Below are 13242 nucleotides of genomic sequence, written 5' to 3'. Positions count from 1 at the left end.
TTCCATAAATGGACACAAAAGTACACCATAGGATGCAGGTAATTAATACCATGTTACTGGAAATGGCTTCTGGTAATTTCTTCTATCGTATTGAACGTAACTCCGAAAACGACGATATCGAAGCTCTAATACTAACTCTCAATATGTTGGCAGAAGAGATACAGGACACCATTATACACCAAGGATTTGCCAATATAGATGATTCAATTTTAGATATTGTTCAGATGAGCTTTGTTTTAGACCACCGTGGTCATATCTTAATGGTAAATCAACAAGCATGCAACATATTGTCAAGTTTGTATGATGATTTTATAGGTCAGGGTTTTGAATGTTTTCTTACGGAGCAATCTAAAACAATTTGGAAATCAGTTTGGAAAAAAATTAAAAATAAAGGGATATTTGATACCACTATTAATATAAAATTCAAGTCTAAAGGCGACCTGATTATCCCAAAAACGGCATATATAAGTACGTTTTGCGAAGAGGGTAGTAATAAAAGTAGCACACTAATTACAATAATTCACCATTCAAATTATAAAAATAAATTGGATTCCGACTTAAAGAAACGAATCATTCAAGATAAGGGTTCGGATGAGGTTGGAGAAAGCAAGACAAAAAAGCCAAAATTGAGATTGAGTTTTGAAGATATTCGCAAAATAAGGGATGGTCATGACATTATTATTAACAATCTTGAAAAAGATCTCCCATCTCTCAAAGAGTTTGCTTTACAGATTGGCACCAATGAGTTCAAATTGAAATATGGTTTTAAAGAATTGTATGGGACAACGGTACATCGGTTTTTGATGCAGGAGCGACTTCGTAAGGCTCAAATGATGATTCAATATAGCGATGTTTCGCTTAAGACCATAGCATATATGGTAGGATTTAAGAGTATGCCCCACTTTTCTAGAACCTTCAAGAAACGCTATGATTATTCGCCCAGTGATTTACGTAACAATACAATACTTGAAAATGAATGAATTAAAATGTGTCCAATAAAGTCTTTTAGAATGATAGCTTGACACGTTTTTTCTGCACACATGATAGGACTTCTTTTAACCTATGAGTGGGTTTAATAAAAATTTCATTAGCAGCATATTGTTTTAGGTTGCATATAGAATATCCTTATTTTTAATTGAAAAAACATAATCCTTCAGGGACAAAGAATCATCCCACAAGAGTAAAAAATATTCCAGAATTTTATCTTCATTTAAAATGAAAAATGCAATTGAAGTCATTCATATCGAAAAAGAAAATAGTTAAAGCAGTTTCGATGCTGTTTATTCTGATTTTCGTTTACGCGAGTATTACCAAATTAAGAAACATAAAAAATTTTCAATTTCAAATAGGGCAATCAGCTGTTTTAGGTGTTTTTGCTGAATGGATTTCTTTTGGGGTCATAGGAGCCGAGTTGTTGACTGCAGGATTTCTATCTTTTGGTCACACACAAAGGGTAGGGCTCTATTTGAGTTGCATTTTGATGACCCTATTTACCATTTATATCATCCTGGTATTGAATTTCAGTAAGGATATTCCCTGTCCATGTGGTGGTATCATATCCGCAATGGGTTGGAACACCCATGTAATTTTCAACATATCCTGTATAGCCCTCGCTATAATCGCATTATTTAAAAAAAAAGAAAATGATTTAAATCAAAATAAAGAACTACGTAGGCAGGAGAAGCCGAAAACCTGAAATAAAAAGAGTAGGCATCAACTTTTAAATACATTAGATCATGAAAACAAAAATTTTCAAATTCATGCTACCGGTCTTTGCCATGTTATTGGCCGTGGGCTTCGCGTTTGCCACCGATGTAAAAACGGTAAGTCAAACAGCTTATTACAACCATCCAACATTGGGTGTGCAATCTATTACAATCGGCGATGAATGTCAGGTTCAGTCAGGAATTGACTGTAAGTTTAATGGATTACAATTGTATAGGGAAATGGCATTAGTCAATAAATTGCGTAAACCCAATTAATTGGAAGTATTTGAAGAAAGAGGCGCCTTTTTATTAGGCGCCTTTTTTTGTTATTAAAGAATGAAAAATTGAATTTATATAATTAATTACAGCATTTTATTCAATTTCAGTAAACAAATTTTCCAGTGGCCTTTGGAATTGAGTTGTCGGTTTGTGTTTATTTTTTCTTCAATTTTTTTATTCAGGTTTATCAACTGTTCCATAAACACAGCTCTGCTATAGTCAGTGTAGTCAAAGGTTTTTTCATTGGCATCAATATTCACACGTTTCTGCTGTATTGACATAATAAGTTTGTCTATATAGGTCATTTGGAGTTCTTGATTCCTTGGCTTAACAACATTATTAGAATCGTTTAACTCCTTAAATAATCCTGCTTGCAGGCTTGTCAAATAGTTAGTCAATGCACCGCTATAACCTGGAATGGTCTCTAAATATTCAAAACGTTTCATGCGATCGGGGCGCAACAATTCAAATAATAGTACTTGTTGGTAAGTCAGTATGATATCAGGATATGTAGAATAATATATCTTCTCTGCAAATTCAGGCTGTATTAACCAATTGGGAGGGTTCATGACATTTTTAATAAGAAAGTCAAGTGCTTCCTGTTGGATTTCCAATGCAATTGGTGTATAAATTGCCCCTTCTTGGTTAATGGATTTATGCTGAATATCATATCCACCTATAATTGCCACAATTTGGCTCATATGATCGAACCATAGTGTGCAGATTTTACTATAAATACGCTCCAATCTGGCATTGTCCTTCTGGTCACGGCAAGCATCTGGGAGCAGTTTAAGTACACGTTCAAGGTTCTTCAAGGCCATCTCGGTGCTTCTAACAGGATCACGGCTCTCTACCACCTCATCGGTATCTGCAGGTCCAATACCCTCATAATTCGAATAGTTATATCGATACCATGGAATGGAATCCTGTAACCTTATAATGCTTTCCAAGATAGCATCAGCATCTTTCTGGGTTGTCCCAAAGGGAAATTCGGTGTAACCCCAGCGAATTTGATAGCGATCCATAGGTCCAACTTTCTGATTGAGTAAAGATGGGGGAATATGATCTTCGGGTTGGGCTATATTATTTTGTCGAGTATAATTCATTACACTTGGTGTATGTCCCATAGTCTTCAACCACTCCACATCATTCATTTTTTCAAAGGGATATGCGAACTCACCATAATTGGCGTCCATGAGGCCAAAGACGTGTCCAACTTCATGCGCTACCATACATTGGTAAAGTTCACCCACCAAATCATCTGGAAAAGGAAACGTTTGTGCTCGTATGTCCAAAGGTGCCGATCGGATGAAATACATTTCCGAATAGGTCTCACGTGAAATACTCATATAAATATCTCCCTTTAGTATTTCCCCACTTCTCTCGTCAATGATGTTTGAAATAGTACCCCCAAACCAGCCATCTTCATTACCTCGCCATCTTTTTAAAGGCCCCCAATAGACAATGTTATTGTTGATACTATACATGTCCCATTCACTTAAACTGTCAACTTCCTTTACCACCAACGCCTCCTTAAATCCCGCCGATTCGAAAGCTGACAACCATTCCTCTATCCCAGCTTTTACATAGGGTCGCCATATTTTTGGTATATCTGGGGAGAGAATGAAAGTAATGGGTTTTTTGGGTACACTGATTTCTTGATTTGGATACTTTTTTTCTAGATGCCATCTGCTTATGTTGGCAATACTATTGTGGGCTCCATAATGAATATCGAGTAATTTTTCATTATAAAATCCCATACGATAATCATACCGTCTTGCTTTCATTGGCTCATCAAGTTTACAGAAGGCAAAAAACATGGGAAGCGATATCTTCGTTCCATCCATCATAATTCCCCTCCTGGTCTTTATTATTACCTCGTTTTTTAAATCTTTTGTTTCCAATACCAATGAGATTTGTGGTACAAGACTTTCTTGAAACCCTAACTTCCATGGAATTTCTTGTTTTAATATAAGGTCTGTAATATTTATGCAATGGATACCTGGAACACTTCGATCCTTATCCTTTGGGAATATAGCAAGTATATTTTCTGAAAGAGTTAGCTTCGGTTTTATTGGAAGTGTAATTCCAGCGGTGGATGTAATGCTCGGAAGCATCAGAACAATTTTTTCCCTCTCTAACGACCAAATTATTTGTAGATACTTATTATCATAACTTTGATCATACATTACAAACATCATTGGTGTATCCAATAATTGATTTGGGATGTTCAAATAGAGTTGATCATTTTCTATAAACGTGGTTAAAAAAGTTTCCTGTCTTAACGGTTTAATAGTTATTTTGTCTTCATTTGGCTTTCTGGCATTGGATGCCATTCCTAATGTGAATATTGATATAAAGCAGAATAGAATGATGCCTTTCATATTATTAAATTTGTTTTTATTAGTTCACAAGACAACCAACTTCCCAACTGGAAGATTTAGAGGGAAGTGATTTTTTAATATTTCAATAACCAGAATTTTGTGGTAATAAATTGGGGTTAATTTCCAGTTCAGTCTCGGGAATAGGAAGCAGGATATCTGTGGCTTGCCAATATGGCTTTACAATACTTAACACGTTGTTTGCATTATCGGTACGCTTTAAATCAAACCAACGATGACCCTGCTCTGTAAATAATTCTACCTGTCGCTCCTTTAATATTGCATCCAATAAATTATTTACTGTATTCGCTGTGGTGTTTTCTAAACCAGCTCGGTTTCTAATGACGTTCACATCTTGTTGTGAACCTAATATGTTGCCCAAGTGCGCCCTAGCTTCCGCTCGTATAAGGTATTGTTCAGCAAGTCGAAATATAATTGAATATTCCAAACGCTCCGTTTCAGTTAAATTGGCTTTATATTTATGGGCAAAAAATAGAGTAATGGTGTTTTCTGTATTTGAGATACTTTCTGTCCATTGTGTTAAACGTTGGTCTCCCGACTCAAATGCAGCCAATAATGAATTGGTTAACGCATATCTTTGACCTGGAATAAACTGGATGATTAATTGAACAGCCTCCTGTGTATTCTTTGGAGTGATTCCGGGTTTAAGCTGCCAAATTGTTTCAGATGATTCTTTTAAGAACACATCATTCAAATTCGGTTCTAGATTATAATTGTTTATGAGTTGTGATGCAGTTGATTCTGCTAATCCCCAATTTTCATTGTAAAGATACATTCTGGCTAAAAGAGCTTTTGCCGCAGATTGACCGGGCAGTACCTTCTCTTCTGAAGCATCACCCTCATTCTCCAATAATTCGATCGCCATAACAAGGTCTTCTATAATATTTACATTGACCTCTGCCAAGGGCAATCTTGACACCGAATTATTTTCTATATAATTTGTGGTTTTTATATAAGGAATGTCCCCATAAAGATTTACCAATAAACTGTGGATGTAACCTCTGACAAACAAGGCTTGTCCTTTAAAATAGGATTTTTCTTCGGCCGTCAAGCCGCTCGAGCCTTCTACACCTTTAATTATATCATTAGCATTGTAAATTAGATTATACGCTTGACTCCACCAGTTTAAAATAGTAGTATTGGTTGCATTCACATTGTTGAAGTATAATTCTGCATAATCTGCATTGAAACCATAATAATCCAATTCATCGCCGTAAATGCCCAATAAGGGTGTTAATCCAAAGTTGCCTGATATCATTCCTTGTTCGCGCATATTATAATAAATATTTGCCAATGCAGATTCTACGGTTGAGGGATCATTAAATACCGTTTCTGAAATCAAAATATTTTTTGGCGGATCAGCTTCAATAAAATCTGAACAAGCCGTTAAATAAATACCCAGAAAGAAAAGTATCAATAGTTTTAAAGGATTAATTCTATGTAAAGAAAATCTCAACATGAATTTATTTAGGTTACATAGTTTATTTTCTATAAGTTCCATAATGTAAAAGTTTAAGGTTAAAGGCCTATTTGAAGACCAAGGGTTATTTGTCTTAAAGGAGGCAATGTGTTATTTGTAAACTGCTCTGGATCAGGACCATTAAAATTTGTGAGGGTCAGTAGATTTTGTCCTTGTAAATAAACATCTATGTCAATTCCATTCTTTAAGTTTGGTACTTTATAATTTAATGATATGGTGCGTAAACGAATAAAAGAAGCATCGGATACCGCAGCATTGCTGCTTGATTGAAGTGCTCCAGTATCCTCATTAAATGATAATCCTCCTGATGCCATTTGAATTGGATTTGTGTCTCCAGGCAGTTGCCATCGGTCTAATAAACTAACCGGAGCATTTCCTCGATACCCAGGGGTAGCAACGAAGGCCAACTCATTAAATGCCTTTTGCTTTTTAAATTGAAAGAAAAAATCAAGCGTTAAATTTTTATAGGTTAAGGTGTTGCCAATACCACCATAAAATTTTGGTGCAAAATCTTCAACCCATTGTCTGTCGTGTGGACTATTAATTTGGCCATCTTCGTTATAATCTTCAAATTGGTAAATGCCTGTTTCTGAATCCACACCTAACGCATGGTACAATTTTACAATGGTCAATGGCTTGCCGATGACAAATCGATTGGCAAAAGTGGAAGTTTCCAATCCATCAAATTCGATTAATTTATTTTTAGGGAATGTTATATTAAATGTTGATGTCCATTTAAAGTTTCCCTTTTGTAGATTGGTCGTTTGTAAATCCATTTCTAAACCAGTATTTTCAACTGTCGCATCAAAGTTTCCTGTAAGCTCTGAAAATCCAGTGGTCGCTGCTAATGGTATACCTATGAGTTGGTTGGAAGAACGGTTCCGGTACCAAGACGTATTGACAAGTATATGGTCATTGAAAAATCCCAACTCCAATGCCACTTCTAACTTTTTGTTCTCTTCCCAACCAAATAAAGGATTGAATACACCGGTTGGCTGTAAAATGGTCGTTCCATCATAGTCGAATCCATTTACGTTGTAAGTATCCAAAAACTTATAATCCCCGATGTTATCACTTCCAGTTAATCCATAACTACTTCGAAATTTTCCAAAACTCAAAAGAGAATTATCATTAAAAATTTTTTCTTCCGAAAAAAGCCAAGCCATTCCCACAGCTCCAAAATTACCAAACTGCTTACCGGGTCCAAATCTTGAGGAACCGTCCCTGCGACCTGTAATATTTAGGATGTACCTTCCTGATAAATTCAGATTAACTCTACCAAATACGGCTTGGTAATTATATTCGCTATCGGCATCTTGAAGAACCTCTAAAGTTTCTGCAGCAGCCAAATTCAGAATTAGGTTATTACTGGGAAACCCCGTTCCTTTATTTATATATTGTTGAGTGGATTCACTTTGAAAAGTTGTACCTACTAAAATATCAACTTTTGTGGTTTTCCACTGTTTCTTCCAATTCAATTGAGGTTCTACTATCCAAGATTGTCGTTTTGAGCTATTGGTTGTAAAGGACGAGTAATTTCCTGGTGTAAACTCAAAACTAGGATTTCTTGCTGTACTTGGTAAGGTCCTATAGGAATCTAATCCATAGCTGTTAAAACCTAAACTTGATTTCAATTCGAGATTGGTTAGTAAGGTATAGGAAATTACTGCATTGGAAAATAGCGTACTGATTTTTGCTTGATAATCTTCTTCCAATGTAGCCAAAGGGTTATCCCATGTATTGCCTTCCCAGTTTAAATTACCTTCGATATCATACAGTTCCGGTGCATTTGGCTCTAGGCTATAAGCCAAACTAGTAAAGTCCGATCGTGGTAACTGATTTTTTTCGTTGGTATAAATTGATGAAAAAATTAATTTGAAACGATTATCTTCCGATTGATGATTAATATTACTATGCAGAGATGCTTTTTTATAATTGGCATTACCTGGAAATACTGTTGTTTCTTTTTGATAACTACCGCTAATTAAAAACTGTGTTTGTGCGTTTCCTCCAGAAATTGATAATTGGGCTTTATTGCGATATGCAGTACCTCCAATTAGTTTTTTTTGCCAATCTGTATAGCGACTGTTGTCCCAGCTTTTTATGTCAGGCCAAACAAAGTCAAAAGCGGCATCTTCTAAAAGTGCACCAAATCCATCATTTGTAATTCCCTCTCGGCGTATTTCCAAATATTGTTCAGTATTCATTAAATCTAAAAAATGAGATACTTGACCCATTGTGCTGTTGAGTTCTGCACCAAAGTGTGTTTTTCCAACCTTACCTTTTTTCGTGGTTATCAATACTACACCGTTAGCGCCTCTAGAACCGTAAATAGCTGTGGCATCGGCATCTTTCAATACTTCAATACTTTCAATGTCATTTGGGTTGATTGCGTTTAGGGGACTAATATTTCCAGCAAAAATTTCTCCCGACAACTCTTGTGAGCTCAATGACTGGGAGCCGAATGGCACACCATCAACAATAAACAGGGGATCGGTCACACCATTGATAAAGTTCCGACCACGTATCTGAATGCTATACCCTCCTCCAGGAACACCCGTAGATTGGACTATATTGACCCCAGATAAATGCCCCTGCATCGCAGCCATCGGATTGTTTACTGGTTGCGTTTCAATGGTTTTGGCCTTTATTGTGCCAATATTACCAGTTTGCTCTTTCGCCTTCACATTATAATAACCTGCATTTATAACTATTTCTTTTAAATTTTCAGTGTCTGGTTTTAGGATAATATTAATTGTTTGCTGTCCATTTACAGGCTCGAAAACTGAACGGTATCCCAAATACGAGATGATTAATATGTCATCTGAATTTGCTGAAATTTCATAATTTCCATCAAAATCTGAAGATGTACCCCTATTTGTGCCTTTAACGATGATTGTTGCTCCAGCTATGGGCATGCCATTTGTATCCTTTATAAATCCCTTAACCTGTATTTTTTGCTGCTGCAAATCATTGGTAGATTTTCTTGTAATGGTAATAAGGTTATTTTTGCTACTGTTGATTTCAAAACTCTTTGTTGGAAGGCATTGTGTTAACAATGTCGTAACCTTAATCACACCACTTTTTAGATGGATTTCTGGTAGGTCTTTAAAAATATCAGATTGATATATGAATGTACATTCTGTTTGTTTCCCAATCAATTCAAAAACTTCAAAAATGGTTACAGTCCTATCAGTGTCAATGGTAACTTTAGCATCTTGAGAATAGATATTACAATTGGAAAAGCCTAAAACCGTTGTAAAACATAATATGAACGTTCTCATAAAAAACTTTAGGGTTGCTTGACATCTTGAGAAAAGGAGTTTTCTTAATTTAATTTCCATAAATTTGTGTATTAGTTGGTTTTAAAAACCAGTTAGTTATTAAAAGGGGATTTAGCTCAATACTTTCCAGGTGGCGGCTTTATTCCCTTTATTCTTATTTGATTGTAATGGTCTTGTTTTTTATCTCATAGGCATTTATAAATTTTGTGGATTTGATTCCGTTTAATATATCTTCAATGTTCTGTTTTCTATTGAGGAGACCACTGAATTTAATTTTTTCGAGGTCATGTGCCGCAAAGGATATGTCCACATCGTACCATCTGGAAAGTACTTTCATAATATCCTTTAATGGTTTCTCCTTAAAATTGAAATAACCTCTTATCCATGCAATGTCATAATCGACATTTACCTGCTTCTTGGTAATATCTTTTGAATTTGTGCTCAATATGGATTGCTCTCCAGGTCTTAATTGTTGCTTTTTGTTATCAACAACTACATTTACATGACCTTCCACTAGCGTAGTATAAATGTGCTCCTCATCGTTGTAGGCCATTATATTGAATTCTGTACCAATGACTTCTACTTCTTGCATCTTGGTAACAACTTTGAAAACACTGCCTTGATGTTTTGTGCTTGGAGACACTTCGAAGTAAGCCTCGCCATAGACTAACTCAACGTTGCGAGGCTCTCCTTCAACAAAATTCACTGGGTATTTAAGTTTAGTATCGGCATTCAACCATACAATGGTACTATCAGATAATATGATTTGGTATTGCCCCCCTCTTGGTATGGTCAAATAATTGAATGCTGTTTTATAATTACCTTTGGTTTTTGAATACTCCAATCGCTCCCCATTACCTTGGACAATTCCACTTTGATAAGATTTTCCTTTTTCAAGGACTACATTGATTCCATTTTCTAGGGTCAGAATGGCCTTATCAGTTCCCACTGTAATATTGAACTGTTTCTGATCTAAAAGTGAGTCATTGGTATGCCCATTAAATGTAATATATGATAGAGATATTAGAAGTACAACAACAGCTGCAATTTTGTAGAAAGGTGATATAGATAGACGGTTTTTGGGTTTTGATTTACCGTAGTGAGAAATTCCATTTTCTACTTGTTTCCAACCTTTCTCCTTATCAATTTGATTTAGAAGCTCTAAATGTTCTTTGATTTCTGCTTCAGATAGATGCTGTTTTATATGATTTTTTGCGTCTTCAGAAAATAAATCAGACTCGTCCAAATCCCGAAAGCCCATATCTTTAAGTAAGGCTTTTGAAAGCTTTTTAGTGAGTTCGTATATTTTGTCGAATAGTGTCATGACAGACTGTTGAATTTGCCACTAAAACAACAAAAGTTAAAAGGGGGTGCAAAAAAAAATTAAAAAATGTTTAATAGGCTGCCAAGAGAATGGCGTAACTTTTCATAGGCTATACGTTTTTGAGATTTGACGGTGTTTTTGCTTATGGACATTTCTTGGGCTATCTCTTTATTTGTATAGTCTTTAAGACTTAATCTAATGACCCTTTCACATTTTTTAGGAAGTTTTTTTATAGCCATTTCAAGTTGGGAAAAGGTGTCAATAATGGTTATTTGAGCATGAAAGAATTCTTCGGTTGCTATATGGTCAAAATCTATAGCTGAAGATTGTAAGAAACTCTTGTGATATTTGCTTTTAAGATAATTCAAACAACGGTTTTTTACAGCGGTGTACAAATAAGATTTAATGGCATAAAAGTTCGGTGATTGAATTTTTTGTTCCCAAACCTTGATAAATACCTCTTGTACCATATCTTCGGAAGTATCGATGTCATTAAGATATTTGTTGGCAAACAAACACAAAGACGGATAGAGGGTATCAAAAAGTGATTTGTACCCTTCTGTGCTCATGGGATGCAGCTTATTCTTGGACATCTTCCATAGTGATTTAGGGAAAGGGTTTAGATTTTCCCATTGACCATGAGTACCAAGCGATATAACATTAGTTTGGTTGTATATGCTCACCAAACATTCAAAGAAACAGCCCAGAATTTAAAGAGCGTCCAGAAACAATAGGGCGCAGTACTCAACTTATCATAATAGGGGTACTGGTATACCTTGCACTGATAAGAGAGCCCACGCCCGGGACGTGAGCCATTCTACTTATCATCTCCTGTGCAAAAATTACCAGTTTTCTATTAAGAGACTCAAAGCGATGACTTCAAATATTTTCTATACGAAGAATCGCAAATTTATGTAATAAGAATCAAATATAAGGAAATATTTATTTGTCAACCAAATGGATTACAGAATATTTTGATTTTAAATGAAAATTGCAATATGGCTAAATTAAAACCAGAAGATATTGCATTGAATAACAAGATTGCTTTGCGAATAAAGGAATTAAGAGTGGAAGTGAACCCAAATCAATCAAAATTCGCCGAATGCCATTTTATAGATAGACAATTAGTAAGCCGTTGGGAAAATACAAATGATCAACGAGGAGTATCTATACATACTGTTAGTCGTTTTTGTAATTTGATAGGAATAACTTTGAGTGAATTTTTTGATTCCAATCTATTTAAAGAAAATTGAAAATTAAATAAAAGGCTTGTTTATTTAATTTTCAATTTTCTTTAAATAGATTGTTGCATACAAGAAAAAATCTTCTATCATCTATCAAAACTGATGAAGAAATTATAAAAAGTTATAACGAGATAGCTTTGCAACCTGATATTCGGAAGGCAACTGTTTCAGATACCTTTAATGCAAAATCTAAATCCGGGCCTAATTCTACTACCATGATATTAATTATCGAGGCAATGGGATATACATTAGGGGATTTTTCAAATCAATACGATTCAATTACTCAATCTGACATTGAAAATTTTATAAAGCGCTCAAAATTATAAGGGAACCAACTTTAATATCCTCCAAGGTCATTGACCAATTTTCTTAATTATTCTAGTAATAATATTCTAATTTAAATCGTGACAATTTTAATATCATATATAGTAGAATTATGCTGGCATGTTACCTTAATGCTCTTACTTTTTGTCCCTCCATTGCTTACTGAACTCATCTTCTTCCGCACCCAAAGGAAATAGAATGTAGTACCAAAGGCAGTTTATATAATATCTTATGATTCTTATTGGTCTTGGGAGTTTTGATTTTGGCATGAACTAACTATAAATAATTTAAATGATAATTTTTTATGCTAAAAAGCCATGGCTTTAAGAGCAATAAGAATGGCTATCTTAATTTTTGTCTATAATATATCAACTTTTTAGAAACAAAACTTTTTGAGATAGCTTTAGAGTTTCACATTCTAAATAGTGGCATTTATATTAATTTATGTAAATATGGCGTTTTAGAATTAAAATTGGAGAAATGTTTTAGCTATGTTTTAGCCATAAAAAAAGCCAAGAAATTTAATTCTTGACTTTTCCTTTGTTTACTGCGTAGCGAGAGGGGGGCACGATCCCCCGACCTCCGGGTTATGAATCCGACGCTCTAACCAACTGAGCTACCTCGCCATAATCCTATAAAAACAGAAACTTCTTAAAGAATGACAATTTCCGTTTTTTAAGGCTGCAAATATAGAAACAAAATGTGTTTTCGCAAATATTAAACAACTAAAATTATTTTTACGAAATTAGTTTTTATACTAAACAATTAATTATATATTGAGCGTGCTAATAAAAAACAACTTATGGACGACAAGATTAAGGTAGAAATGGAGTTCCCGATCCATGCCTCTCCACAACTCTTATTTCAATATATTTCAACACCTTCAGGACTTTCAGAATGGTTTGCAGATAATGTCAATTCAAGGGGTGAAGTGTTCACATTTATATGGGATGGAAGTCAAGAAAAAGCAAAACTACTGAGTAAAAAAAGTGGCGAACGTATTAGATTTCGATGGATGGCCGACGAAGAGGATGGTGAGACTTATTATTTCGAAATAAAAATTCAGGTCGATGAAATCACAAAAGACGTTTCTTTGATTGTTACAGACTATATTGAGGAAGATGAAATGGAAGAAGCAAAAATGCTTTGGGAAAACCAAATTTCTGATTTGAAACAGGTTTTGGGGTCTGCTTAAGGAT

The 13242-nt window shown here is 34.9% G+C and carries 11 protein-coding genes and 1 tRNA gene; 6 read left to right on the top strand and 6 right to left on the bottom strand.

Annotation, left to right across the window (positions count from 1 at the left end):
• Positions 1–8: 8 nt before the first annotated feature.
• The 3 genes from M0G43_RS11900 (at position 9) to M0G43_RS11890 (ending at position 1982) form a co-directional block, all read left to right on the top strand.
• Positions 9–980, top strand: coding sequence for a helix-turn-helix domain-containing protein (locus tag M0G43_RS11900; protein WP_248026753.1), 972 nt, complete (start codon positions 9–11; stop codon positions 978–980).
• Positions 981–1228: 248 nt separating this feature from the next.
• Positions 1229–1696 (top strand): MauE/DoxX family redox-associated membrane protein, encoded by a 468-nt coding sequence (locus M0G43_RS11895; protein ID WP_248026751.1) that lies wholly within the window; start codon positions 1229–1231, stop codon positions 1694–1696.
• Positions 1697–1736: 40 nt separating this feature from the next.
• The gene (locus tag M0G43_RS11890; RefSeq protein ID WP_248026749.1) at positions 1737–1982 is read left to right on the top strand and encodes a DUF6520 family protein; all 246 of its coding nucleotides are present in this window, start codon (positions 1737–1739) and stop codon (positions 1980–1982) included.
• Between the two features lie 86 nt (positions 1983–2068).
• Here M0G43_RS11890 and M0G43_RS11885 read toward each other — a convergent pair whose 3' ends face one another.
• The 5 genes from M0G43_RS11885 to M0G43_RS11865 all read right to left on the bottom strand — a co-directional run bounded on the left by M0G43_RS11885 (position 2069) and on the right by M0G43_RS11865 (position 11068).
• Positions 2069–4369, bottom strand: a complete 2301-nt coding sequence (locus tag M0G43_RS11885) for a zinc-dependent metalloprotease (protein WP_248026747.1) — start codon at positions 4367–4369, stop codon at positions 2069–2071.
• Positions 4370–4451: 82 nt separating this feature from the next.
• Entirely contained in the window at positions 4452–5888 is a 1437-nt protein-coding gene (locus M0G43_RS11880; protein ID WP_248026746.1) for a RagB/SusD family nutrient uptake outer membrane protein, read from the bottom strand.
• 17 nt (positions 5889–5905) lie between these two features.
• Positions 5906–9151, bottom strand: a complete 3246-nt coding sequence (locus M0G43_RS11875; protein ID WP_248026745.1) for a SusC/RagA family TonB-linked outer membrane protein — start codon at positions 9149–9151, stop codon at positions 5906–5908.
• Between the two features lie 154 nt (positions 9152–9305).
• Positions 9306–10475, bottom strand: coding sequence for a FecR family protein (locus M0G43_RS11870; protein ID WP_248026744.1), 1170 nt, complete (start codon positions 10473–10475; stop codon positions 9306–9308).
• Positions 10476–10534: 59 nt separating this feature from the next.
• Positions 10535–11068, bottom strand: coding sequence for an RNA polymerase sigma-70 factor (locus tag M0G43_RS11865; RefSeq protein ID WP_248026743.1), 534 nt, complete (start codon positions 11066–11068; stop codon positions 10535–10537).
• Between the two features lie 405 nt (positions 11069–11473).
• Between M0G43_RS11865 and M0G43_RS11860 the strand changes: the two genes are divergently transcribed.
• Positions 11474–11728, top strand: a complete 255-nt coding sequence (locus M0G43_RS11860; protein ID WP_248026742.1) for a helix-turn-helix domain-containing protein — start codon at positions 11474–11476, stop codon at positions 11726–11728.
• 53 nt (positions 11729–11781) lie between these two features.
• The gene (locus tag M0G43_RS11855; protein WP_248026741.1) at positions 11782–12045 is read left to right on the top strand and encodes a hypothetical protein; all 264 of its coding nucleotides are present in this window, start codon (positions 11782–11784) and stop codon (positions 12043–12045) included.
• A 550-nt stretch (positions 12046–12595) separates the two neighbouring features.
• Here M0G43_RS11855 and M0G43_RS11850 read toward each other — a convergent pair.
• A tRNA-Met gene (locus M0G43_RS11850) sits at positions 12596–12669 on the bottom strand.
• 176 nt (positions 12670–12845) lie between these two features.
• On the opposite strand from M0G43_RS11850, the gene M0G43_RS11845 reads away from it, so the two are divergent.
• Positions 12846–13238 carry an START-like domain-containing protein gene (locus M0G43_RS11845; protein WP_248026740.1) on the top strand — a complete coding sequence of 131 codons (393 nt, stop codon included), beginning with the start codon at positions 12846–12848 and terminating at the stop codon, positions 13236–13238.
• Positions 13239–13242 lie beyond the last annotated feature (4 nt).

It is taken from the genome of Subsaxibacter sp. CAU 1640 (assembly GCF_023156585.1).
GTDB lineage: Bacteria > Bacteroidota > Bacteroidia > Flavobacteriales > Flavobacteriaceae > JBPOFM01.
Note: the sequence above shows the minus strand (reverse complement) of the source record. Positions and strands in the feature narration are given on the sequence as shown.